The 23,616-nt window shown below is 70.3% G+C and carries 18 protein-coding genes, 1 tRNA gene and 1 rRNA gene; 10 read left to right on the top strand and 10 right to left on the bottom strand.

Going from position 1 to position 23,616, the window contains the following annotated elements; translation table 11 throughout:
• Nucleotides 1-29: 29 nt before the first annotated feature.
• Nucleotides 30-1,037: a PrsW family intramembrane metalloprotease gene (locus BM286_RS05105; RefSeq protein WP_092920519.1), complete on the bottom strand. Its 1,008-nt coding sequence runs from the start codon at nt 1,035-1,037 to the stop codon at nt 30-32.
• A gap of 122 nt (nt 1,038-1,159) precedes the next feature.
• Here BM286_RS05105 and BM286_RS05100 point away from each other — a divergent pair, with 122 nt between their 5' ends.
• The 3 genes from BM286_RS05100 to BM286_RS05090 all read left to right on the top strand — a co-directional run bounded on the left by BM286_RS05100 (nt 1,160) and on the right by BM286_RS05090 (nt 7,139).
• Nucleotides 1,160-1,552, top strand: a complete 393-nt coding sequence (locus BM286_RS05100) for a DUF7532 family protein (RefSeq protein ID WP_092920518.1) — start codon at nt 1,160-1,162, stop codon at nt 1,550-1,552.
• Nucleotides 1,553-1,554: 2 nt separating this feature from the next.
• Complete coding sequence (locus BM286_RS05095) at nt 1,555-3,075, top strand: DUF402 domain-containing protein (protein ID WP_092920517.1); 1,521 nt, start codon at nt 1,555-1,557, stop codon at nt 3,073-3,075.
• 188 nt (nt 3,076-3,263) lie between these two features.
• Nucleotides 3,264-7,139: a glycoside hydrolase family 97 catalytic domain-containing protein gene (locus tag BM286_RS05090; RefSeq protein ID WP_092921301.1), complete on the top strand. Its 3,876-nt coding sequence runs from the start codon at nt 3,264-3,266 to the stop codon at nt 7,137-7,139.
• A gap of 39 nt (nt 7,140-7,178) precedes the next feature.
• Here the strand turns inward: BM286_RS05090 and BM286_RS05085 are convergent, their stop codons facing one another.
• The 3 genes from BM286_RS05085 to BM286_RS05075 all read right to left on the bottom strand — a co-directional run bounded on the left by BM286_RS05085 (nt 7,179) and on the right by BM286_RS05075 (nt 8,681).
• Nucleotides 7,179-7,514 (bottom strand): NifU family protein, encoded by a 336-nt coding sequence (locus tag BM286_RS05085; RefSeq protein ID WP_092920516.1) that lies wholly within the window; start codon nt 7,512-7,514, stop codon nt 7,179-7,181.
• 135 nt (nt 7,515-7,649) lie between these two features.
• Nucleotides 7,650-7,988 (bottom strand): hypothetical protein, encoded by a 339-nt coding sequence (locus BM286_RS05080; protein ID WP_092920515.1) that lies wholly within the window; start codon nt 7,986-7,988, stop codon nt 7,650-7,652.
• Between the two features lie 84 nt (nt 7,989-8,072).
• Nucleotides 8,073-8,681 (bottom strand): 2Fe-2S iron-sulfur cluster-binding protein, encoded by a 609-nt coding sequence (locus BM286_RS05075; RefSeq protein WP_092920514.1) that lies wholly within the window; start codon nt 8,679-8,681, stop codon nt 8,073-8,075.
• Nucleotides 8,682-8,816: 135 nt separating this feature from the next.
• On the opposite strand from BM286_RS05075, the gene BM286_RS05070 reads away from it, so the two are divergent.
• Together BM286_RS05070 and BM286_RS05065 are read left to right on the top strand one after the other, a co-directional pair.
• A complete protein-coding gene (locus tag BM286_RS05070; RefSeq protein ID WP_092920513.1) occupies nt 8,817-9,299 on the top strand; it encodes an RNA-binding protein in 483 nt (160 codons plus the stop codon).
• 431 nt (nt 9,300-9,730) lie between these two features.
• Nucleotides 9,731-10,582 (top strand): endonuclease/exonuclease/phosphatase family protein, encoded by an 852-nt coding sequence (locus BM286_RS05065; protein ID WP_092920512.1) that lies wholly within the window; start codon nt 9,731-9,733, stop codon nt 10,580-10,582.
• 10 nt (nt 10,583-10,592) lie between these two features.
• Here BM286_RS05065 and BM286_RS05060 read toward each other — a convergent pair whose 3' ends face one another.
• Nucleotides 10,593-11,351 (bottom strand): DUF1028 domain-containing protein, encoded by a 759-nt coding sequence (locus tag BM286_RS05060; RefSeq protein ID WP_092920511.1) that lies wholly within the window; start codon nt 11,349-11,351, stop codon nt 10,593-10,595.
• Nucleotides 11,352-11,825: 474 nt separating this feature from the next.
• On the opposite strand from BM286_RS05060, the gene BM286_RS05055 reads away from it, so the two are divergent.
• From BM286_RS05055 to BM286_RS05035, 5 genes are all read left to right on the top strand, one after another.
• Nucleotides 11,826-13,901, top strand: a complete 2,076-nt coding sequence (locus BM286_RS05055) for a PrkA family serine protein kinase (RefSeq protein ID WP_092920510.1) — start codon at nt 11,826-11,828, stop codon at nt 13,899-13,901.
• Between the two features lies 1 nt (nt 13,902).
• Nucleotides 13,903-16,305 (top strand): kinase anchor protein, encoded by a 2,403-nt coding sequence (locus BM286_RS05050; RefSeq protein ID WP_092920509.1) that lies wholly within the window; start codon nt 13,903-13,905, stop codon nt 16,303-16,305.
• Nucleotides 16,296-17,672, top strand: a complete 1,377-nt coding sequence (locus BM286_RS05045) for a DUF444 family protein (RefSeq protein WP_092920508.1) — start codon at nt 16,296-16,298, stop codon at nt 17,670-17,672. Before BM286_RS05050 ends, BM286_RS05045 begins: the two co-directional genes overlap by 10 nt.
• Nucleotides 17,669-19,741, top strand: a complete 2,073-nt coding sequence (locus tag BM286_RS05040) for a SpoVR family protein (protein ID WP_092920507.1) — start codon at nt 17,669-17,671, stop codon at nt 19,739-19,741. The genes BM286_RS05045 and BM286_RS05040 overlap by 4 nt, the downstream gene beginning before the upstream one ends.
• A 78-nt stretch (nt 19,742-19,819) precedes the next feature.
• Nucleotides 19,820-20,533 (top strand): hypothetical protein, encoded by a 714-nt coding sequence (locus tag BM286_RS05035; protein WP_092920506.1) that lies wholly within the window; start codon nt 19,820-19,822, stop codon nt 20,531-20,533.
• A gap of 40 nt (nt 20,534-20,573) precedes the next feature.
• On the opposite strand, the gene BM286_RS05030 is transcribed toward BM286_RS05035, so the two are convergent.
• From BM286_RS05030 to rrf, 5 genes are all read right to left on the bottom strand, one after another.
• Nucleotides 20,574-21,290 (bottom strand): alpha/beta hydrolase, encoded by a 717-nt coding sequence (locus tag BM286_RS05030; RefSeq protein ID WP_092920505.1) that lies wholly within the window; start codon nt 21,288-21,290, stop codon nt 20,574-20,576.
• A gap of 1 nt (nt 21,291) precedes the next feature.
• Nucleotides 21,292-21,906, bottom strand: coding sequence for a VOC family protein (locus tag BM286_RS05025; protein ID WP_092920504.1), 615 nt, complete (start codon nt 21,904-21,906; stop codon nt 21,292-21,294).
• Between the two features lie 223 nt (nt 21,907-22,129).
• Complete coding sequence (locus tag BM286_RS05020) at nt 22,130-22,972, bottom strand: hypothetical protein (protein ID WP_092921299.1); 843 nt, start codon at nt 22,970-22,972, stop codon at nt 22,130-22,132.
• A gap of 107 nt (nt 22,973-23,079) precedes the next feature.
• Nucleotides 23,080-23,155 (bottom strand) — tRNA-Cys (locus tag BM286_RS05015).
• 125 nt (nt 23,156-23,280) lie between these two features.
• Nucleotides 23,281-23,402: ribosomal RNA gene (gene rrf, locus BM286_RS05010) — 5S ribosomal RNA — on the bottom strand.
• Nucleotides 23,403-23,616: the final 214 nt, after the last annotated feature.

Below are 23,616 nucleotides of genomic sequence, written 5' to 3'. Positions count from 1 at the left end.
GGGACCGCACCGCGAGCCGGACCGGCGGACTACGGCTCGAACTCGTCGAGGTCGGGCTCCATGTCGGGGTCGACCGCGTCGCGCGTGTCGAGGTACGCGTCCCGGTACCGCCAGATCTTTCGGAGGAGGACGTAGCCGAACGCCCCCTGAAAGGCGAGGACGAAGCCGAACAGCGCGACGATTTGCGAGAGGCCGAACAGCTGCGAGGCGATTCCCGTCACCGGGCCGACGAGCGTGTTGTACAGCGCGTGGATCGCCGCCGCGATGACGAGTCCCTTGACGATGATGGGGCCCCGGTTCTCGGGGTTGAACTTCGCGAGCCCGAGGTAGTAGCCCGCGAACGCGGAGTAGACGACGTGGCCGGGCCCCGCGAGCGCCCGGAGGGCCGCGATGCCGTCGCCCGCGCCGAGCGCTGCGATCCCGACCGTCAGTTCCGCCATGTCGACGTTCTGAGCGATGTACACGAAGTTCTCGATGACGACGAATCCGAGTCCCGCGATGGCGCCGTAGATGGCACCGTCGATGACGGCGTCGAACCGGTCGTCGTTGTACGCGTACAGTCGCACCGCGAGCAGCTTCACCGACTCCTCTATCGGGCCGACGACGACGAAGAAGAACACGACGATCCCGAGGAAGCCGAACGGCTGGAAGTACGGCTGGAGCACGCTGTTCAGTATCGCTGCGAACGTCGCGGTGAGGATCGACAGCAGGAACGTCGCCACCAGTAGCGACAGCGGTTCGGCCGTCGTGACGTCCGAGACGTACACGTATGCGGCCAGACCCAGCGCGGGGACGACGGAGAGGCCGAGGAGGATCGCGATGGCCGGATCGAAGAGCAGCCCCAGCCCGAACGATCCGAGGATGGCGAGGAGCCCGACGAAGGCGACGAGGATGACGCCGGCCTTCGCGGAGCGCGTGAGCAGCCAGTACAGCGCGACCGACAGCCCGTCGAGGGAGGTCCGCTCCTCCCAGGTCGCGACGTCGTAGAGGTCGCGGTCGTCGGCCCGGGACGCGATCGGGTCCTCGTCGGATGGCATAGGGATCGTTTGCCTCCCCGGTGACTTAACTAATTGGCGCAAGCGAGCGATTCACCGGGGGAAAGCGGGCCGCGCCGCGGCGCGGCCGACAGCGTTGAAACGGCGGCGGCCGAAGGCGGGGTATGCACTTCGACGCACGGACCCAGCGAGCCCTCCGCGAGGCCGGGCTGGACGCCGACGCGATAACCGACGCCTCGGACCGAGTTGCCGAACTCGTCGCCCGCGACGCCGACCGGCTTCGGGCGTTCTTCGACGGGGACGGACCCGCCTACTCGGACATGGAGATGGCCCACAGCGCGGAGTCGGTCCAAGAGCACGCGACCGCCGACGTCGACCTGTTCACCCACGGGAGCGACCTCCGCGGCTACCTCTCGCTCGACGGGTGGGGCGTCCCGGTCGAGGGCGGGCGGATCCTCCGGGAGGACGACGGCGGCGACCCGGTCGTCGTCGAACTCACCCTCGGTGACACGGTGAACGACCGGGTCCGGTTCGCGCGCGAGCGCGAGGCCCTGTGACGATGACCCGGGTTCGCGTCCGCGGCATCTACGCGACGGCGCTCACCGCGCGGCTCCTCGACGCCGGCCACGAGGTCGTCGACGCCTCGCCGCCGATCCGCCGGCGCTTCGACGCCGAGTTCCCGAAGGAGCCGCCCGACGTGCGGATCGCGACGAGCAGCGACCGGCAGGGCGTCGGGGCGAGCGGCGACCCGGACGCGGTCGACGCGGTCCGGGCCCTCCTGACCGACGCGGGCCGCGACGCGCTCGCGTGGCCGGATCCCACGCCGCCCGGCGCCGTCCTCGACGGGGAGGTGACCGAGACGCTCGGCGGGGGCGCCGTCGTCGACCTCCGAGCCGGCGACGGCCGAGCCGACGGCGACGGCGGCGACGCGGCGGGCACGCCCCCGTGGGGCGCCGAGGGGTACCTCCCGTACGGCGACGTCGACGCCCGGGTGGAGACGGGGGATTCGGTCCGCGTTCAGGTCCGCGAGTCGGCGGCGCCGTGGACCGACCGCCGCCCCGAACTCGCCGGGGAGCTGCGGGTCGGCGGCGACCTCGTCGCCCTCGAACCGGGATCCGGAACGCGGGTCGACGTCCGGGACGACGAGGCCGCGAGGGAGCTGTCCGGGATGATCGACCTGCTCGGTCTCGAACCGCCGGCGGGGTGGCGGGCGGTGTGGCGACCCCCGTCCGTCGACGCCGACACGGCGGCGCTGACCGCGGGCCTCGACGCCGCGGTCGACGCCGCCGAGGAGCTGTGCGCGACGGTCGGGCCGGCCGACGGCGAGAGCGACGGAGGGGCCGACGGCGAGGGCGGACTCGGCGTCCTCGACGACCGAAGCCGCCTCCGTGACGCGCCGATCGCCGCGCCGAACGTCGGCGTCTGGGCCTGGTTCGGGCGGGAGAGCCGGTTCGGGCTCGACGACGCGCGCCGGACCGCGACCGCGACGATGCCGGGCCACCATCGCGTGAAGGCCGGTTCGGCGGACGCCTCGGCGGGCGTGGACCTCGCGGAGGCCCTCTGTGACCCCGACCCCGAGGCCGAGTTCCCCTTCGCGGTCGTGACCGACGCGTTCGGTCCGCGGGAGGGCGACGCGCTCCGGATCGACCACGGGAAGCCGGACGGTCGCCTTATCACTCTCGGCGAGGGGACGGTGACGGGGGTCGACCCCGACGGGACCGTCACCGTCGAGCGCGAGATGACCGGCGGCGGGACCTACGACGGACTGGGCGTCGCCCGCGAGGCCGGCGACGTCGCCGAGACGAGCCTGAAGGAGGGCCGGTGGTGGTATCCGACGACGTACTGGGGACGCGACGGGACCGTCCGCGGGACGTACGTCAACGTCTGTACGCCGGTGGAGGTGTTCCCCGACGCGGCCCGGTACGTGGACCTCCACGTCGACGTGGTGAAACGCCCGGACGGCACGGTCGAACGCGTCGACGACGACGTCTTAGACGAGTCGGTCGCGGGGGGAGACACTCCCGAGCCGCTCGCCGAAAAGGCCCGGAGCGTCGCGTCAGCGCTGGAAAACGCGCTGTAAGGCGGCCGGAGCACAGAGGGTCCCGGCCCGGGCACGGCGACGTGTCGACTCGGTCGTTTCGAAATCCGATCACTTCGCTGCGTTACAATAACATTATTATTCATGGGAGACACGGTGGGGACGGAATGCGTGAGAAACAATCACAGCAGACGTTCAATGAGACGACACGACGGGGGTTCCTCGGAAGCGTGGGGGCGCTGGTGGCCGCGGCCGCGTACTCGGGGAGCGTCGCGGCCGACGACGCCGCGCAAATAGCCAACGACGCGGACGACCCGGTCCAGACGGTGGCGTCGCCCGACGGATCGATCGCGGTCACGGTCGACGTCAGGGACGGGGTGCCGACCTACGAGGTCGCGCGCGGCGGGACGACGTACGTCGGGCCGTCGACGATCGGATTCGACTTCAAAAATCAGGCGGCGTTCGGCGCAAGCGCCGGGGGGTCGGCCGGTCCGGTGGCCGTCACGGGCACCGAGCGCGAGTCGACGACCGAGGAGTGGGACCCGGTGTGGGGCGCCTACGAGTCGGTGTCGGCGGAGTACAACGCCCTGAGCGTCGGTCTCGCGGACGCCGCGGAGAGCGGATCCGGCGGCTCCGGGGCGGACAGCGCGGACGGGTCCCGGAGCGCGACCCTTCAGCTCCGCGTCTTCGACGACGGTATCGGGTTCCGGACGGTCCTCGGAGAGGGGTTCGCGAGCAACTCGGAGCGGGCGGTGGTCGCCTCGGAGAACACCGGCGTCGACTTCGCGGACGACTACGACGCCTGGTGGATCAGAAACGCGGTGACGAACCCGCGGTTCGAACAGGAGTACGCCGAGACGCCGCTGTCGGAGATTCCCGCCGGAAGCGAGCCGCGACGGCCGAACGGCACCGAGATGCGCAGCGGGGCGCACACGCCGCTTACCGTGGACGCGGGCGACGCGTACCTGAGCGTTCACGAGGCGAACCTCGACGACTACGCGGCCGCGACGCTGGCGCCGCGGAGCGACGACGGCGGGACGGCGTTCGCGACCGAGCTCACGCCGCTGCCGGACGGCACGAGGGCCTCCCTCGAACTCCCGGCGGCGACGCCGTGGCGGACGGTCCAGGTCGTCGAGCGCCCGGGCGAACTGATCGAGTCGCAGCTCGTGCCGCTGCTCTCCGACTCGCTCGACGAGGACGCGCTGCCGACGGTCGGTGGCGAGCCCGACACCGACTGGATCGAGCCCCGCAAGTACGTCGGCATCTGGTGGACGATGATCGCCGGCCAGGCGAACTGGGAGTACAAGACCGACGACGAGGTGGCGGCCGGGGGCGGGAACCCGGCCGCGTACATCCACGGCGCTCGGACCGAGCGGATGAAGCGGTACATGCGGTTCGCGAGCGAGAACGGGCTCGACAGCGTGCTCGTCGAGGGGTGGAACCAGGGCTGGAGCACCTATCCCGGGGACGGCTCCGGCTTCGAGTTCGGCGTCGACGACTCCTACCCCGACTTCGACGTGCCCGAGGTGACCGACTTCGGCGCGTCGCTGCCGGACCCCGTCGAGATGACGATCCACAACGAGACCGCGGGGAACCTCCCGCAGTACGAGTCCGCGATCCTCGACGAGGACGTGTTCGCGGGGTACGAGGCCGAGGGGATCAACTCGATCAAGAACGGGTACGTCTCCGACCGGGGACTCGGCATCGACGGTGACGGCTCCGAGCCGACCCACAACCAGCACAACCAACTCGCGGTGAACCACCATCGCCTGGTGATCCGGAACGCCGCGGCGGACCGGCAGCTCTTAGAGATCCACGAGGGGATCAAGCCGACCGGCGAGATCCGCACCTACCCGAACGTGGCGAACCGCGAGGTGGTGAAGGCGCAGGAGTACGACGGGTTCGGCCAGCTCGGCTCCAACGTCGGCCGCGACCACCACGTCACGCTGCCGTTCACGCGAAACCTCGCGGGCCCGGTGAGCTTCCAGCCGGGGATCTTCGACATCACCTTCAACGACGACCGCGGCGGCCAGATCCAGACGACGCGCGCGAAGCAGCTCGCGATGTACCCGACGTACCTCAGCGGCCTCCAGATGGCGGCCGACCGGATCGAGGGGTACGTCGACGAGACGTTCGCGGTCGGTGAGGCGCTCCAAGCCGCCGCCGGCGAACTCGACGGGCTGGTCACCAGCGACAGCTGGCGCGACGCGTTCGGGACCAACTACGTCGCGGTCGATCCCAACCGCGCGCCGAGCGGGTCGTCGGTGTCGTTCACGGTCGAGGACGTGCCGAGCGCCGGGACGTACGACCTCCACCTCCGATACGCGAGCGACGCGGAGGAGAACGCACAGCGGGTGAAAAACGCCGGCACGCCGCGGGCGACGCTGCGCGTCAACGACGAGACCGGAACGATCGAGCCCGACTTCACCGACTACTGGGACGACTGGCAGGTGTTCACGACGCCGGTCGAACTCGACGCGGGCGACAACGAAATCGCGATCGAGCTCGACTACGCGCAGGGCGAGAGCGGCTTCACCGGCGACGTCGGCGGCTTCAACCTCAACACCGTCGCCGTCACCGAGTCCGGCGAGCCGTCGCCGGTCCCGGCCGAGTACGAGGGGTACGAGCCCGACAGCGAGAACTTCGACGCCGAGCCCGAGTTCGCCTTCATCGAGTCGGTCCCGGCGGCCGGCTGGGACGAGACGCGCGTGGTCGGCGCCGCGATCGGCGACTACCTCGCGATCGCCCGTCGGCACGGCGACGAGTGGTACGTCGGCGCCATGACGAACGGCGACGGCCGCGCGGTCGACGTGCCGCTCGACTTCCTCGCGCCCGGCAACTCGGGGAACGCACCCGGGAACTCCGGCGACGCGCCCGGACGCGGAAAGGGGCGGGGCAAGGGCCGCGGCAACGGCCGTGGAAACGGAAACGGCCGCGGCAACGGCCGAAACGGCCCGAAGTACGTCGCTGAGATCTACTCGGACGCGGTCGGCACCGGTGTCGACCGCGACCCGACCGGCGTCCGCATCGACGAGGCGGTCGTCGACCCGTCGACCACACTTCTCGCGTCGACGGCGCCGAGCGGCGGGACGGCGGTCCGGTTACGTCCTGCACGGGGCCGCGAGATCAACCGGCTGCCCGAGTACAAGCGGCCGGAGCAGGAGTTCTCGGTGACGGTCCCCGAGGAGGCAGTGTTCGGGGAACCGTTCATCTCGGCGACCGGCTCCAACGACGCCGCGTTCGTCGGCGGGACCACGGTCGACATCTTCGTCGACGGTGAGTTCGAGGCGGCCGGTAACGTGCGGCTGCCGCCGAACGCGACGGACGAGACGGTCGACCTCGGCTTCAGCATCTCGGAGTTCGACACCTTCGACATCGTCGTCCGCGATGCGGACAGCGGGGAGGAACTCGCGTCCGACACCGTCGAAATCGTCCCCGGAGACCTCGTCGCCGAGCTGACGGACCCCGCCGGCGACGACGACGGCCCGGGCGGGTACACGGAGCCGACGGACAGTGCGTTCCAAGACGGGGCCTTCGACCTCCGGGCGTTCCGCGTGTTCGAGACCGACGAGGCGTACCGCTTCGCCTTCGAAGTGGAGAACCTCTACGACGCGTTCGGTAGCGGCGTGTTCTCGCCGCAGTACTTCCTCGTGTACCTGCGCGATCCCGAAGCAAGCGACGGGCGAACGAGCGCGCTCGACGATCTTGAACTCACCGCGGAGTTCGCACAACCGTGGCAGTACCGGGTCGACGCGAGCGGGTTCGGTAAAGGGATCACCGACGCGAACGGACAGAACGTCGGGACTCCGGAATTGTTCACCAGTTTCGAGTCAAACACGGCCGTGATCTCGATACCGAAGTCGGTGGTCGGCAACGACGATCTCACGGAGTGGGAGGTGCTCCCGATCGTCGGTTCGGAAGATGTGGGGGACTTACGACCGGTCGAGATCGATGCGGGTGCGTTCGTCTTCGGCGGCGCCAAGGAGGGCGCGGCCGACAACGCACCACGCGTGATCGACATGATCACGCCCGAGGGCGTCTCGCAGTCCGACGCGCTCGACTACGGGCCGAACTCGCTCGCGTCGCTGCCGTTCACGCCGCTGTAGAGAGAAGAGAAGCGACGGACGCCCTCCGGCCCGCCCGATTCAGAAGTGGTTCGCGGACTCGGTCTCGTGTTTCAGCTCGCCGCCGCGGCCGCCCTCGACGGTCGAGGCGCCGTTGTCACCGGAGGAGGCGGTTCGCACGGTGACGTTGTCGACCTCCTCGAAGTCCATGATGAGGTCGCGGCGGATGTTGTCGGCGGTGATGTTCGAGATGCCGCACCCGGAGCAGGTGCCGCCGAGTTCGACGACGACCTCGCCGGTCTCGGGGTCCGCCTCGCGCACGACGCTCGTGCCGCCGTGCATCTGGATGATCGGCATCTGTCCGACCATCCACCGCTCGACCCGGTCCGCGAGGCTCTCGTCGCTCTCGTCGCTCATTGCCCGTCCTTCGTCGCCGACGGTATGGAAAGTTGCGGTTTAGGAGCGGTAAAACAGATCGAAAGGAACTGTGTCATCGTCGATGAGACGGAACGAGCCCGCGAGGGCCGCGGCTCCGTCGCCGTCGTCGAGCGACTACCGCTCCGGCTCGTCGCTCCGGTCGGCGGAGTCGCCGGACTGGCTCGGGAGCCGGGTCGGGTCGGCCGCGTCGTCGCCGTTCATCGAGTCGTCGCGTTCGAGCAGGTACAGCAGCGGGCCGAGCGCGGTCAACACGAGGACGCCGGGCAGCGGCGCGTCGGGGACGAGGACCAGCGTGACGAGGCTCGCGCCGCCGGTGAGGACGACGAGCGCGGCCCAGGTCGCCGGGGAGCCGAGGTCGACGCCGACGCGGACCGCGTCGCGGTAGACGGCCGCGGCGATCAGCGCGACGGCGACGCCCCCGCCGCCGGCGACGAGCGCCGTGGTGACGGACATACGAGCGGTTGGAGCGAGACGCGAAAAAGGGTGTCGCGAGCGAACGCGACGGGAAAACGAGACGAGGCGGCGAAAGCGGGAGGACTACGGCGCCTCGCCGGTCTCGATGCTGAAGGAGTCGCGCGGGTAGGCGACGCAGGTGAGCGTGTAGCCGTCGTCGATCTCGGCCTCCTCGAGCATCTGCTGGTTGTCGTGCTCGACGAAGTCCTCGCTCGGCCCGTCCGTGATCTGACCGGCACAGGAGACGCACTGGCCCTGGCGGCAGGCGTACGGGAGGTCCCACCCCTCGTCTTCGCCCTGTTCGAGGATGGGCTGGTCGTTCGAGAGCTCGACCGTCTCGCCCTGCTTGACGAACTCGACCTCGAAGTACTCCACCTCGTCTTCGGGGATGTCGCCCGGGCCGGAGCCGGCGGTGCCGCCCTCTTCGAGCTCGCCCTCCTCGCCCTCGGCACCGCCGGCCGGGATGGCGCCGCCACCCCCGCCGCCGCCGCCGACCGCGCGGTTGCCCGGTTCGGGGAACTCGGTCTCCGGAACGGCGGACGCTCGGTGTTCGAGCACGTCCTCTGAAATGTCGGTCGTGGGTTCCCAGCCCGTTCCCTTCACCGAGGTGACGAGGACGATGAGCAGCGTCGCAATCGCCCCGAGAACGATCGCGGGCGGGTTCGCGACGTTCGCAATGAGCGGGTTGAGCATACGAACCGATATGGAGAGGTGGCATAAGGCCGTTTTGATCGGTCCAACCGCGTGGGAGCCCGGACGGCGGGGGCCGGCGGACGGGGGACGCCGCGGAGCGGTCCATTTATCGGCCGAGCGGTCGACGGGACGGGCATGGAAGTGAAATCCCGGCACCACCTCCGGAGCGACGAGATCACGGCGATCCGCGAGGCGGTCGCCGACCACCTCGGGGTCGACATCGACGGGGACACCTTCGAGTTCGTGGAGTTCGTCGACGCCGGCTACGAGCTCGTCTTGGTCGACGGCGACCCCGCCGTCTTCTACGTCGACGACGACGAGCCGTTTCTCACGGTCCGCGGCGCGAACGACTTCGACCCGGAGGCGGGCGTCGTCACCGTCGACGCGGGCGCAATCTCGTTCGTCTCGGACGGGGCCGACGTGATGCGTCCCGGTATCGTCGAGGCCGATCCGGAGATCCGCGAGGGCGAGCTGGTCGTCGTCGCCGAGGAGACGCACGGCAAGGTGCTGGCCGTCGGTCGCGCGCTGGTCGACGGCGACGAGATGGCCGGCGACAGCGGGAAGGTCGTCGATTCGATTCACCACGTCGGCGACGACCTCTACGAGTTCTCGGTGTGAGCGCGAGCGGTGCCGGCGACGACGCTATTTGTAAATAGAACTGCGGTGGCGTCGCCGGCGGCTCTGCCGCCGGCTGTAAGAGGCGCGTCGCGCCTCCCTGCGTGCCTGCGAGCGGCCGGAGCGAAGCGAAGGCCGCGAGACAGCACGCGCGAGGGAGTCGGGCGCGACGAGGGCGACCGAAGGGAGCCCGAAGGACGCGCCCAACGAGGCTGGGGAGGCGTGAGGTGCCGTGCGGGGCGGGACTCGAAGGGGCGGTTCTCGGGAACGGTATTGGTCACGTATCGCCTCCCAACTGGGGATTCGGCGGTGTTCGCTGCCGATCCGCACGCACCCGCTTATAAATAATCGGCATCAGACCCACCGACCACGACGCGAGCGAACGCGCGATCGCTCCGCGTCTTTTAATCGCCTCGCCCGCGATTTCCGACGTAATGACCGGGATCCGGGTGTTAAGCTACAACGTCCGCTACGCCAACCGCGGCGACCACCACGACGCCTGGCACGACCGCCGGGACGCCGTCGGGCGACTCGTCCGGTTCCACCGCCCCGACGTCGCCGCGTTCCAGGAGCCGCTCCCCGAGCAGCGCGAGGACCTCCGCGAGCGGCTCCCGGCGTACGAGTTCGCCGGACGCGGCCGCGAGGCCGGCGGCGAGGGCGAGGGGTGCCCGATCGCGGTCCGGAGCGAGCGCTGGGAGGTCGTCGAGGGCGACACGTTCTGGCTCTCCGAGACGCCCGACGAGCCCTCGACCGGCTGGGACGCCGCCTACCCCCGGATCGCGACGTGGGCCCGGGTGCGCGCCGTCGACGGCGACGCCGCGCTCCGCGTCGTCAACACGCACTTCGACCACGTGAGCGCCCGCGCGCGACGCGAGTCCGCCCGGCTGCTTCGCGATCGGATTCCGGGAGCGGCGACCGCCGGAAACGACGAGGCCGACGGGTCGACCCCGATCGTCCTCGTGGGCGACCTCAACTGTACGCCGGGGTCGGATCCGCACCGAATCCTCGTCGGCGACGACTCCGGAGCCGACGACGACGACGCTCCCGGAAACCCGACTGCCGACGACGGCCTCTCGCTCCGCGACGCCGCGGCCGCCGCCGACCTCCGACACGGCCCGGGGACGAGCCTCACCGACTTCGCCCGCCTCATCGACGACCGGCGGATCGATCACGCCCTGGTCTCGCCCGGGGTGTCGGTCGAGGCGTTCGCGACCCTCGCGGACCGGGACGACCGCGGCCGGTACCCGTCCGACCACCTGCCGATCCTCGCGCGGCTGTCGGTGTAGCGAGGGAACGCTACTCGCCGTCGCTCGCTCCCGCGTCGCCGGCGTCGGCGTCGGTGTCGTCCGCCTCGTCGTCGGTCTCCGCCTCGTCTTCCTCCTCCGCGTACTTCTCCAAAATCGTCTCGTAGCCGCGCTTCGCGGTCTCGTACGTCTCGCGGAGGTCGGCCACCGGCGTCTCGCTCGCGTCGACCCGGAGGTCGTCATAGTACGGGTCGTCGGCCTCCTCCTCGGTGTTCCGCACGAGCAGCGCCGCGGACTGGACCTCGAGGTCCTCGCGCTTGTCGCCGCCCGCCGCGTGCCCGGCCGCGAGCGCGTCGATCAGCCGCTCGGCGAGCGGCGCGTCGCCGTGGGCGTCGGACTCGTAGGCGGCCGCGGTGTCTGCGATCACGTCCTCGCCCGTCAGGAGGTTGCCCGCGACGGTGTAGTTCTGTCCCTCCCGGTGGCCGTACCAGTCGTTACACTCGTCGCCGGAGAACGCGAACGTCCCGTCGGCGTCGACGCCGTGAAGCTGGCGCTGGGCGCTCCCCTCGTCGGCGTTGAGGAGGGCCTCCAGCGCGTCGTCGACCGCGAGGCCGTCGTCGAGATACTCGATCCCCTTCCGCCCCAACTCGACGTTGACGAGCGACTGGGTCGCCACCGCGCCGTCCGAGGAGGCGAACGGACAGAGCGTCCCGACGCCCGGCAGTCGAGTGGTCACCGCAACGCCGAACCGGATCTGGTCGTCGCCGCCCTCGTCGGTGTACCGCTCGCGAACGCAGATGCTGAACGTCACACGCGCACTGGGCGGGCGTCGGGCAAAAGGGTGGGTTCCGGGGGCGAGCTTTCCGGTTCTCCGACGGGGAGACCGGACGGCGCGCCGTCCGGGCGATGTATGGCCCCGACGGCGCGCACCGCGGTCGGCGCGCGCGAGCGATCCGCGGGGGTCGCGGGCCGCCCCGCGCCGTGGATCTCACGGGGCAGTCATAAGACCGGCCGACGGACCGTCAGCGAACCGGGCGGATCCGGTGAGGGCGACGGCGCCGCCCGTCCGTGACGCGTGTCAACTGGCGACACGCTTATCCGTGGCAATCCCCGGCACATATATAGCCTCGGATACGGGCGAGGCGACCACAGGCACCGACGCGCACTCCGACGATGCGCCGCTCGCGGCTCGACGAGCTGTTGACACGCGCACGGAGAGCGGCGGCTCTGACCGTCGCGACGGGCGCCGGCGACGTCGCCACCCCCTCCGAGCGAACGTGATACGATGGCAGACCGACACACGCTCGAACGGCTCAGCGAGGAGTACCGGACGGCGGTCCCCGACGACCTCAGAGCGGCGCGCTCGTTCGACTGGTACCTCGACGCGCTGTACGACGACCCCGAGATCGCGCGGAACGCGCACCAGCGCGTCGCGGACATGTTCGACCACTACGGGACCCACTACGACGAGGAGCGCGGCGTCGTCGAGTACGCGCTCGCCGCGGAGGACCCGCTCCACGACGGCGAGAACGTCTTCTACGGCCGCGAGGTCCACGAGGCGATCCACGAGTTCGTCAACAAGGTGAAGTCCGGGGCCCGCGGGCTCGGCCCCGAGAAGCGGATCAAGCTCCTGCTCGGTCCGGTCGGCTCCGGCAAGTCACACTTCGACTGGCTCGTGCGCCGCTACTTCGAGGCGTACACCCGCGAGGACGCCGGCCGGATGTACACCTTCCGCTGGGTCGACCTCTGTTCGGTGATCGACGACCAGGACCCGGACGACGACGCCGTCCGCTCGCCGATGAGCCAGGACCCGCTCGTCCTCCTCCCGAAGCCGCAGCGGCAGGCGGTGATCGACGACCTCAACGAGCGGCTCGACGCCCCCTACACGCTCCGGAACGACCAGCACCCCGACCCGGCATCGGAGTTCTACCTGAACGAGCTGCTCGCGCACTACGACGACGACTTGGAGCGCGTGCTCGACGAGCACGTCGAGGTCGTCCGGCTCATCGCAGACGAGAACCGCCGCGAGTGCATCGAGACGTTCGAGCCGAAGGACAAGAAGAACCAGGACGAGACCGAGCTCACCGGCGACGTCAACTACGCGAAGCTCGCCGTCTACGGCGAGTCCGACCCGCGGGCGTTCGACTACGCCGGCGCGTTCTGCAACGCGAACCGCGGCCTCTTCTCCGGCGAGGAGCTGTTGAAGCTCCAGCGGGAGTTCCTCTACGACTTCCTCCACGCCTCCCAGGAGTCGACGATCAAGCCGAAGAACAACCCGCGGATCGACATCGACCAGGTGATCGTCGGGCGGACGAACATGCCGGAGTATCGCGAGAAGACCGGCGACGAGAAGATGGAGGCGTTCAACGACCGCACCAAGCGGATCGACTACCCGTACGTGTTGGAGTACGAGGCGGAGGCGAAGATCTACGAGAAGATGCTCGCGAACGCGGACGTACCGAACGTCCACGTCGAGCCGCACGCCCTGGAGATGGCGGGCCTCTTCGGCGTGCTCACTCGCTTAGAGGAGCCGACCGACGAGACGGTGACGCTCGTGGAGAAGGCGAAGGCGTACAACGGCGAGCTGGAAGACGAGGAGATCGACCGACGGAAGCTCCGCGAGGACGCCGCCGAGTCCGCCGACGTCGGCGAGGGGATGGACGGCATCTCCGCGCGGTTCGTCGGCGACGAGATAGCCGAGGCGATCATGGACGCCACCCACCGCGAGCGGGGGTACCTCTCGCCGTTGTCCGTCTTCGATCACTTCGAGGCGAACCTCGGAGGCCACGGATCGATCGCCGCCGAGGACCTCGACCGCTACGAGCGCCTCCTCGACCGCGTCCGCGAGGAGTACCGCGAGCGCGCCATCGAGGACGTGCGCCACGCGTTGGCGTACGATGTGGACGAGCTCCGCCGACAGGGCGAGAAGTACATGGACCACGTGATGGCGTACATCGACGACGACACCGTCGACGACGAGCTGACCGGGAGAGAGACCGAGCCGGACGAGACGTTCCTGCGCGCGGTCGAAGAGCAGCTCGACATCCCCTCCGACCGCAAGGACGACTTCCGACAGGAGGTGTCGAACTGGATCTCGCGGCGCGCCCGCGAGGGACGCGGCTTCGACCCCCAGGAGAACGACCGGCTCCGGCGCGCCCTGGAGCGAAAGCTCTGGGAGGACAAGAAACACAACATCAACTTCTCGGCGCTGGTGTCCGCGACCGACCTCGACGACGAGGACCGGAGCGCGTGGGTCTCGGCGTTGGTCGACCGCGGCTACTCCGAGGACGGCGCCGCCGAGGTGTTGGAGTACGCGGGCGCGGCGGTCGCGCGCTCGGAGATAGAGGACGGCGAGGACTGAGATGAACGACCGCACCCGATCCGACGGTGAGGGGTTCCTCGACGCGGCCGACGAGGCGCTCAGGGGGGCGTACGACCCGCCGATGAGCCTCGCCGCCTACGTCGATCGCGTGTTAGAGCACCCGACCGCGGCCGCCTCCGGCGCGGGGTACGTCCTCGCCGCCGTCGAGTCGTTCGGGACCCGCGAGGTCCGCGAGCGGGGCGAGACGCTCGACCGGTACCGCTTCTTCGACGACCCGGCGAACGACGGCGAACACGCCGTCCTCGGCAACACCCGCGCGCTCAACGCGTTCGTCGACGACCTGCGCGCGGCCGCGACCGGGCGGGGCGGCGACGAGACGATAGTGTGGATCGACGGGCCGACCGCGACCGGGAAGTCGGAGTTCAAGCGGTGCCTGGTCAACGGCCTCCGGGCGTTCTCGAAGACCGACGCCGGCCGGCGGTACACCGTCGAGTGGAACGTCGCGGGCGCCGGGGGCGGCGTCGGCGGGGGCGGCGCCGCGCCGGCGTCGCTCTCGTACGGCGACGGCGGGGACGCCGGAGAGTGGTACCGCAGCCCGGTCCAGTCGCATCCGCTGTCGGTGTTCCCCGAGGCGGTCCGGGAGTCGATCGCCGACGCGGTCGACGGCGACGCGTACCCGATCGCCGCCGACGTGGAGCTCGACCCGTTCAGCCGCGAGGCGTACGACCACCTGGAGTCGGCCTACCGCGAGCGCGGGCGCCGCGACCTCTTCTCGGCGATCACCGACCGGGACCACCTCCGGGTGACGAGTTACGTGGTCGACGTCGGCCAGGGGATCGGCGTCCTCCACGCCGAGGACGACGGGACGCCGAAGGAGCGGCTCGTCGGCTCGTGGATGGGCGGCATGCTCCGCGAGCTCGACTCGCGCGGCCGGAAGAACCCGCAGGCGTTCAGCTACGACGGCGTGCTCTCGCAGGGGAACGGCGTCGCCACCGTCGTCGAGGACGCGAGCCAACACGCCGACCTGCTCCGGCGGCTGCTCAACGTCCCCGACGAGCGGCGCGTGAAGCTCGACAAGGGGATCGGGATGGACGTGGACACCCAGCTGATCGTCATCTCGAACCCCGACCTCGACGCGGAGCTAGACCGGCACGCCGAGCGCGGCGACGCCGACCCGCTGAAGGCGCTGAAGCGCCGGCTCTCGAAACACGAGTTCCGCTACCTCACGAACCGCCGGTTGGAGGCGCGGCTGCTCCGCCGGGAGATCGCCGGGGCCACCGCGGTCGAGGAGGACGCCGACGGAGCCGGCGGCGACCGCGGGAGCGACGCGGACGACGACGCCCGGGGCCCGGGCGCCGCGCCGCTGTCGATCGAGGTCCGGGAGTCCGACGGGAGCCTCGTCGAGCGCGAGCTCGCGCCGCACGCGGTCGGGGCCGCGGCGCTGTACGCGGTCGTCACGCGGCTCGACGGGGACGACCTCCCCGGCGACCTCGACCTGGTCGAGACCGCGGAGCTGTACGAGACCGGCGAGGTCCGGCGCGGCGACGACGCGGTGACCGTCGACGACGTCGACCTCGCCGCGGGGGACGGACGCAACGGGATCCCGGTCACCTACGCCCGCGACGCGGTCGCCGACCTGCTCGCGACGACCGCCGACCGGAGCCACCCCGACCTCCCCGTCGAGCGCGTCGTCACCCCGACCGACGTGCTCGACGCGATGGCGGACGGGCTGGCCGACGCGCCCCTCTTCTCGCGGGCCGAGGCCGCGGAGTTCGAGGGGCGGCGCGGACCGGTCGCGGAGCGGATCCGCGAGCGGCAGCGCGAGGACGTGATCGACGCGGTGCTGGCCGAGGAGACCGTCCCGACGGAGACGGTCGCGGAGTACGTCGAGCACGTGTACGCGTGGGACGAGGACGACCCGACTGAGCGCGACCGCGAAGACGAGGCGCCGGACCCGCTCGCGATGAAGGTGTTCGAGACGGAGACGCTCGGGCGGTTCGACGAGCGCGACTACCGCGGGACCGACCCGACCCGCGACGTCGAGCGCTTCCGGCGCGAGCGGGTGATCCGCGGGCTCACGCGGTACGCGTGGCGCAACCGCGGCGAGGAGTTCAGCGTCGACGAGGTCGACCTCGGGGAGGTGCCCGAGCTGGAGGCGGTGATCGACGCGAACGACCTCGCCGACGTGAAGCGCCGGTTCCCCGACCTCGACCCCGCCGCGTGGCCCGACCCGCCAGCCGACACCGAGACGGAACGGGTGAAGGCGGAGACGATAGCCCGCCTGTGCGAGCGCGGGTACAGCCGCGCGTCCGCGGAGCTGACGAGCCGCGCCGTGATGGAGGACGTACGCGAGGAGTGGCCCGACGTCGACGCCGGCCGCGCCGGCGACGAGGGACCGAACGGCGGCGCCGACCGGAACGGGGGTGGTGACCCGTGGGACTGACCGAGGACCGCGAGCGGTTCCGCGAGGTGGGCGAGAGCCGCCGCGAGGACCTCGCGGAGTTCATCAGCCGCGGCGACCTCGGCGGCTCCGACGCCGAGCGGATCCGGATCCCGATCAAGGTCGTCGACCTCCCCGCGTTCGAGTACGACCAGCGCGCCGCCGGCGGGGTGGGGCAGGGCGGCGACGGGCAGCCGCAGCCCGGTCAGCCGGTCGAGCCCGAACCGGACGACGGCGACGAAGCGGGCGACCCGGGCGAGGAGGGCGGCGACCACGAGTACTACGAGATGGACCCCGAGGAGTTCGCCCGCGAGCTCGACGAGGCGCTCGGGCTCGACCTCGAACCGAAGGGCAAGCGGGTCGTCGAGGAGGTGGAGGGCGACTTCACCGACACCGCCCGCGCGGGGCCGCGGGGCACCCTCGACGTCGACGAGTTCTTCAAGCGCGGGCTGAAGCGCCACCTCGCGACCGACTTCGACGAGGCGTACGTCCGGGAGGGGCTGTTCGTCGACGGCGCCGACGTCGACGACGTCTTCGCGTGGGCGCGCGGGAAGGGGATCCCCGTCTCGCGGGCGTGGATCGCCGACGCGGCCGCGACCCTCGAAGACGAGCGGGGCGAGCCGGTCGCGGCGCTCGACCGCTGGGAGAGCTTCGACGCGCTCGACGCCGAACTCGACCGCGAGCCCGTCACCCACCGTATCCGCCGGGAGGGGCTCGAGAGCGTCCCGTTCCGCCGGGAGGACGAGCGGTTCCGCCACCCGGAGGTGATCGAGAAGCGCGAGCGCAACGTCGTCGTGATCAACGTCCGCGACGCCTCCGGCTCGATGCGCGAGACGAAACGCGAGCTCGTCGAGCGCGTGTTCACCCCGATGGACTGGTACCTGACCGGGAAGTACGACGCCGCCGAGTTCCGGTACGTCGTCCACGACGCGGAGGCGTGGGAGGTCGACCGCGAGGAGTTCTTCGGGGTCCAGTCGGGCGGGGGCACCCGTATCTCCAGCGCGTACGACCTCGCCGAGGAGATCCTCGAGGAGTACCCGTACTCGGAGTGGAACCGGTACGTGTTCGCCGCGGGCGACTCCGAGAACGCCGGCAGCGACACGACGAACAACGTGATCCCGACGATGGAGTCTATCGACGCCAACCTCCAGGCGTACGTCGAGACCCAGCCCGGCGACGGCGCGGCGAACGCCCGCCACGCCGACGAGGTCGAGGAGGCGTTCGGCGACGCCGACGACGTGGCGGTCGCGCGCGTCACCGAGCCGGACGACGTCACGGACGCCATCTACGAGATACTCAGTACCGAGTCGGCCGAGGGGGCGGACGCCGGCGGGGCCGCCCGCCGGACCGACGGAGGTGGGAGCCGATGAGGGACGACCGGATCGAGGCGAAACGCGAGGCGGAGGCGCTCGACGAGCCGGCCCGCGAGGCCCGCGAGCTCGCGGAGCGGCTCGGGCTGGAGCCGTACCCCGTGCGGTACTGGGTGGTCGACCACGACCAGATGAACGAGCTGATCGCCTACGGCGGGTTCCAGCGGCGCTACCCGCACTGGCGGTGGGGGATGAACTACGAGCGGCAGTCGAAGTTGGACCGCCACGGGCTCGGGAAGGCGTTCGAGATCGTCAACAACGACGACCCGGCGCACGCGTTCCTCCAGGAGTCGAACTCGGCCGCCGACCAGAAGGCCGTCATCACTCACGTCGAGGCGCACGCGGACTTCTTCGCGAACAACGAGTGGTTCGGGCTGTACGCCGACCGCGGGGAGGACGGCCCGAACGCGGCGGCGCGACTGGAGCGCAACGCCGACCGGATCGCGGCGATCGCGAGGCGGGCCGAGGTCGATCGCGACGAGGTGGAGCGCCTGATCGACGCCGTGACCGCGTTAGAGGACACGATCGACCAGCACAGCCCGGTCGACGCCGCCCGGTCGGTCGAGGAGCCGGGGGTCGCCGCGGACGTGAGCGACGGCGACGAGGACCCGCTCGCGGCGATCGAAGCGCGGATCGACGACCTCGACCTCTCCGAGGAGGTGCGCCGCGACGTGTTCGACGACAAGTGGCTCGAATCGAGGGGCGAGGGGATTGAGCCGGAGGAACCGCGCCCGGACGTGCTCGCGTTCCTACGCGATCACGGGAAGCGGTACGACCCGGAGAGCGGGAAGGCGGTCGACCGCGAGCCGTGGGAGACGACCGTCATCGACGCGATCCGCGAGGAGGCGTACTACTTCGCCGGGCAGAAGCAGACGAAGGTGATGAACGAGGGGTGGGCGACCTACTGGGAGTCGATCATGATGGGCGGCGAGGGGTTCGCCGGCCCCGACGAATTCCTCACGTACGCCGACCACATGTCGCGGGTGCTCGGCTCGTCCGGACTCAACCCCTACAAGCTCGGCTTCGAGCTGTGGACGCACGTGGAGCTGCGGGCGGCGCGCCGGGAGGTGCTCGACAAGCTGCTCCGCGTCGAGGGGGTGACGCCGGAGAACTTCCACTCGCGGGTCGACCTCGACGAGGTCGCGGACCTGCTCGAACCGGACCCGGCGATCGCGGGCGCCGGGCCGGCGACGCTCGACGAGCTCGCCGACCTCGCCGCCGCGGGCGATCCGCGCGTCGACGCCGAGGCGGTTGACCGGGCGCTGTCCGTCCGGAACGAGTCCGGCGGCGACGCCCCGAGCGACGGTGGGGACGAGATCGACGTCGAGCGGTACCCGTGGAAGCTGCTCACGCGCGAGGGGCTCGCCGAACGCCACTACGTCCTCTCGCGGCCGGAGCACCGCGGCGCGCTCCGGAACGTCTCCCGGGAGGCGCTCGAAGAGCAGGCGCGGTACCTGTTCGACGTCGACCGGTACGAGACGGTCGCGGCGGCGATCGACGACGTCGACCGCGCGGCCGGCTGGGAGCGCATGTTCGAGGTGCGCGAGAGCCACAACGACGTGACGTTCGTCGACGCGTTCCTCACCGACGAGTTCGTCCGGGAGGGGAACTACTTCACCTACGAGTACAGCCGAGCCGCCGAGGAGCACCGCGTCGCCAGCGTCGACGCCGACGACGTGCGGAAGAAGCTGCTCCTCCGGTTCACGAACTTCGGGAAGCCGACGATCGTCGTGCTGGACGGGAACTTCCGGAACCGGGGCGAGCTGCTCTTAGGCCACCGGTACAACGGGGTCGCGCTCGACGAAGAGCGCGCAACGGCGACGCTGAAGCGCGTCTTCGAGCTGTGGGGCCGGCCGGTGAACCTGGCGACGATTCGCGTCGAGTACGACGACGGAGCCGTCCGGCGCGCGAAGCGCCGCGGCGAGGAGCCCGAGGGCACCGAGGTCGGCGTGCGGTTCCAGTACGACGGCGGCGAGGTGACCGAACACGACCTCAACGAGGCGATCGAAGAGCGCATCGCCGCCGACGAGGTCGACTACGACACCAAGCCCGACGACTGGCTGGCGTGAGGCGCGAAACCGCCGACGGATTCGGCCGCCTCGGCGGTCCGGACCGACACTTATAGCCGTGGAGCGACAACCTCGGGCATGGACGCTCCGGAGACGGAGGGAGGCGAGCGCGAGACCGAACGCGCGGAGACGCTCCCGGAAGGGACGCCGCTCGCCTTCGCGGACCGCGACCCCGCGGCCCTCGACGACGCGACGGAGCTGTACCTGTTAGACCGGCACGCCGTCGGGGACGGCACCGTCCGGGTTCAGCTGATCGACTGGGAACGCGACGGCGACGTCGTCCTGGTCGCGTACGCCCTCCCGACCGGCGAGCGGCGACACGACCGGTACCGGTGGCCGACCGCGGGGCGATACGACGAGAGCGACTTCCTCGCGCTGGTCCGCGGGCTCGGCTATCCCCCGGCCGCTGCCGACCTCGTCGCCGGGGAGTTCGCCCGCGCGCGCAGCGAGAACGGCCGCTGGCGGATCGTCACCGGTCGACGGCCGGGACCGGTCGAGGGCAACGGTGCGGACGCGGGCAGTACCCGCACGGAGCGAGGCCGAAGCGACGGCGACACCGCTCGCGGCGCCGCCCGGCGAGAGACCGTCTCAGGGCTCCGGTCTCGTGTCCGGCGCGTCGACCCGATGGCGACGGGGATCGTCGCGGTGACGCTTTTCGTCCTCGCCGTCGGCCTCCCGGCGTCGCTCGCGACGGTGACGGGGGGCATCTCGGCCGCGCTGACGGCGCTCGGGGGTGCGCTGTTCGTCGGGGCGCTGGCGGCGCTGGGCCTGTCGATCGCCGTAGCGCCGTGACGGCCTCGGTGGGCGGACAGCCGAACCGCGGAAGGAGAGCCTACGACAGCGACGCGACCAGCTCCGACACCGCCGCGACCTCGTCTTCGTTGATCCCGTGGCCCATCCCCTCGTAGATCCGCTCGTCCACGTCGGCGCCGAGCGCCTCCAACACCGCTGTCGTCTCGTGGACTCGCTCCTCGGGAATGTGCGGGTCGACGTCGCTACAGCCGACGAACGCGGACGTGCCGGCGAGCGGGCCCTCGTCGCCGTCCGCCGGCCCGCCCTCGCCGGATTCGACCGCGCCCGCGAGGTAGTCGTCGACGTCGACCGTCTCACCGATCAGGCCGCCGCTGAAGACGGCGAGCCCGCCGTAGCGGGTCGGGTTGCGGGCGACGAACTCGCTCGCGAGACACGCACCCTGCGAGAAGCCGCCGACGAGGACGCCGTCGCGGGCGATCCCGGCGTCGACCGCGCGATCGACCGCCGATCCGACCGCCCGGAGCCCGGAGCTCCGACCGGGCTCGTTGTCCGCGACCGGGGCGAGGAAAGAGTTCGGGTACCAGGTGTTGCCGGCCGCCGCGGGTGCGAGGATCCCGACCTCACGGTCGCCGACCAACTGCTCGCCCAGGTCGACGACGCTGCGAGCGGTCGCGCCGCGGCCGTGGACGAGCACGAGCGCCGCGTCCGCGTCGTCGAGCGACGTTCCGGCCGTGACCAGCGGTTCGTCGCCGTGGGGGTCGTCCCCCGCGTGCGGTCCCGGAGAGCGGTCGGCCATCTCAGACCCCCACGCCGGCGTCGGCGTCCGGCAGGTCGTGTTTGTTCACGGGGAGTCCGAGCTCCTCGAGGGCCCCCTCCATGTGGCGGTCCTGGGCGAAGTCGGCGCCGTCCTCCTCGCGGAGGCGCTGCGCGGTCGCGAGCACTTCGCCCTTACGGTCGTCGGGAATCTCGTACTTGTCGGCCGACAGCTCGATGACGAGCCCGTTGTTGTCCTGGGTGTAAATCGAGTGGAAGATACCCCGGTCGAACACGTTGTACCCCTTCCCGGCCTCCTCGAGGGCCGCCATGATCTCCTCGTACTCGTCGGGTTCGACGCTGAAACACAGGTGGTGGACCGCCCCCGTGTTGACGCGCTGGCCGCGAGCGGACGCCCGGTCGTCGCTCACGAACACCGTGAGTATCCGGCCGTCGCCGGTGTCGAAGAAGAGGTGCGTCTGCGAGGGGTCGTCGAGGTTCGGCTGCCGCAACACGAGCGGCATCCCGAGCAGGTCGCGGTAAAAGGCGAGCGTGTCCTCCTCGTTGCTCCCCCAAACCGTAATGTGGTCGGTCCCGCTGGTGTGGAACGGTGCGTCCGGAAGCTCCGACGTGACCGGAGCCCGATTCTCGTCGCTCATACCGATCCGAAGGCGACCGAGCCGTATAAAATCGAGAGGGACGGGACCGTGACCGGCTGACACCGATGTTATCGGCGCGAGCGTTCGGCACGCTTCGTCGCCGTGCCCCGCGCGCCAGCAGCCGACGAACCACCGGATCGTGCGCTTCCGGTCCTCGTCCAGCGGTCGCAGTCGGTGAAATTTCAGGAAATTAACCCGAACAACGACCCGGGCCGACCGGAAATCAGTACCGCGACGGGATAAACGCCATCCCCGCGAGCAGTACCGAGGACAGCAGCGAGAGGACGAGTACGCGTGAAAGACCGCTGTTGTACTGGTTGAACCGATCCATCTCGGCGACTTGCGCCTCGTACGCCTCGATGTCCGTCGACATCCGAAGCGTCGACGCGTCGGGGAAGTGCGCGATGTAGTCCGTGTCGCCGAGCGTCACGACCGACTCCTGAGCGACGTCGATCGTCTCCGTCTGGGTCGCCTGCCACACGAGAACGGCGCCGTCGGCCGTCACCTCGTCGACGGTGACCGTCTGTCCGTTGTATTCGAGCGTCTCGCCCGTCGCGTACGAGCGTTCCTCGGGCTCGCGGAAGTACTCGTCGACGGGCACCAGCGTCCGCTCACCGGAACCGTCAGTCACCGCGACGTACTCGCCGTCGTCGAGGGTCACCGTCTGATTCTCGGCCGCGTCGTCGGCTTCGAGGATCGCCTGCCGGTCGAGCACCTCAACGAGGGTGAACTCGGTGGCGTTCCCCCCGGGGATCTCGACGCGCCAGTTGCGGTCGCCCACGGCGACCGTCGACCCGTTCGCCCACGTCTCGGACATCTCGGCGGTGTACTCGCGTTCGAGTGTCCCCGAAATCACCGTCGTCGCCGCACCGCCGTGCCCGCCGCCGCCTTCCTGCGTCTCCGAGATATCGGTTACCGTGTACGACTCTCCCCCAACTTCGATCGAATCTCCTTGAGAGACATCGATCTCCGGGTTCTCGAGCGCTATCTCCGGACTATCGGCCGTCGCGGTCAGCGCGCCCGCCACACCCGCGATGGCGAGGAACAGCGCGACGAACACGGCCACAGCGCGTCGTTGCATGGTTCACGCATGGGTCACCCAGTGTTTAACGGTTACTAAGCGGGTCAGTTCACGGGACCGATCACGACTGCCGAGTCCCGAAGAAAATTGAAAGCCAAGGGCCGGATTTGAACCGGCGTTGGGCGGCTCTGCAGGCCGCTGCGTCTGACCGGACTCTGCCACCTTGGCGCCAATCGCACCTACCGCTGTCGAGCGTTTAAGCCTAGCGGTCGGGTGCGGTTGCTCTGTGTATGAAAACAGCCCACGGACGTGCGGTCCGTGGGCTCGGGTGGGAGATCACTCCCGTATGAGTGGGCAGGCGGCGACTCGTGGTTCCCAGAGGATCGCTCACTCCAGTACTTCACGATACGCTGGTGGGCTTAACTTCCGTGTTCGGAATGGGTACGGGTGTTCCCCCACCGCTTTGGCCGCCTTTATGCCGACTCTCGGACTCGAACCGAAACCCTCTCTCGTCGCGCTCTCGAGCGAGGGACGCCTGTGTCGGTCTGGTTCGATACCAACCGTGTATATCGTGCGATCCAGGTACCGCCTGAACTCATGCGAGTCGTGGCGCGTCAGCGCCAATGAATGTGGCTCGGTCTGTTAGTTCTCGTGGGCTTAACACCTCGTTGCCTCGGTGCGTACACCCC

It is taken from the genome of Halorubrum sodomense (assembly GCF_900111935.1).
Classification (GTDB): Archaea; Halobacteriota; Halobacteria; order Halobacteriales; family Haloferacaceae; genus Halorubrum; species Halorubrum sodomense.
This window is presented reverse-complemented; position numbering and strand designations above follow the sequence as displayed.

Excerpts from the sequence above, each read along its gene's own strand:
- BM286_RS05105 (WP_092920519.1), bottom strand. The coding sequence starts at position 1,037 with ATGCCATCCGACGAGGACCCGATCGCGTCCCGGGCCGACGACCGCGAC.
- BM286_RS05100 (WP_092920518.1), top strand. The coding sequence starts at position 1,160 with ATGCACTTCGACGCACGGACCCAGCGAGCCCTCCGCGAGGCCGGGCTG.
- BM286_RS05095 (WP_092920517.1), top strand. The coding sequence starts at position 1,555 with ATGACCCGGGTTCGCGTCCGCGGCATCTACGCGACGGCGCTCACCGCG.
- BM286_RS05085 (WP_092920516.1), bottom strand. The coding sequence starts at position 7,514 with ATGAGCGACGAGAGCGACGAGAGCCTCGCGGACCGGGTCGAGCGGTGG.
- BM286_RS05080 (WP_092920515.1), bottom strand. The coding sequence starts at position 7,988 with ATGTCCGTCACCACGGCGCTCGTCGCCGGCGGCGGGGGCGTCGCCGTC.
- BM286_RS05075 (WP_092920514.1), bottom strand. The coding sequence starts at position 8,681 with ATGCTCAACCCGCTCATTGCGAACGTCGCGAACCCGCCCGCGATCGTT.
- BM286_RS05070 (WP_092920513.1), top strand. The coding sequence starts at position 8,817 with ATGGAAGTGAAATCCCGGCACCACCTCCGGAGCGACGAGATCACGGCG.
- BM286_RS05065 (WP_092920512.1), top strand. The coding sequence starts at position 9,731 with ATGACCGGGATCCGGGTGTTAAGCTACAACGTCCGCTACGCCAACCGC.
- BM286_RS05055 (WP_092920510.1), top strand. The coding sequence starts at position 11,826 with ATGGCAGACCGACACACGCTCGAACGGCTCAGCGAGGAGTACCGGACG.
- BM286_RS05050 (WP_092920509.1), top strand. The coding sequence starts at position 13,903 with ATGAACGACCGCACCCGATCCGACGGTGAGGGGTTCCTCGACGCGGCC.
- BM286_RS05040 (WP_092920507.1), top strand. The coding sequence starts at position 17,669 with ATGAGGGACGACCGGATCGAGGCGAAACGCGAGGCGGAGGCGCTCGAC.
- BM286_RS05035 (WP_092920506.1), top strand. The coding sequence starts at position 19,820 with ATGGACGCTCCGGAGACGGAGGGAGGCGAGCGCGAGACCGAACGCGCG.
- BM286_RS05030 (WP_092920505.1), bottom strand. The coding sequence starts at position 21,290 with ATGGCCGACCGCTCTCCGGGACCGCACGCGGGGGACGACCCCCACGGC.
- BM286_RS05025 (WP_092920504.1), bottom strand. The coding sequence starts at position 21,906 with ATGAGCGACGAGAATCGGGCTCCGGTCACGTCGGAGCTTCCGGACGCA.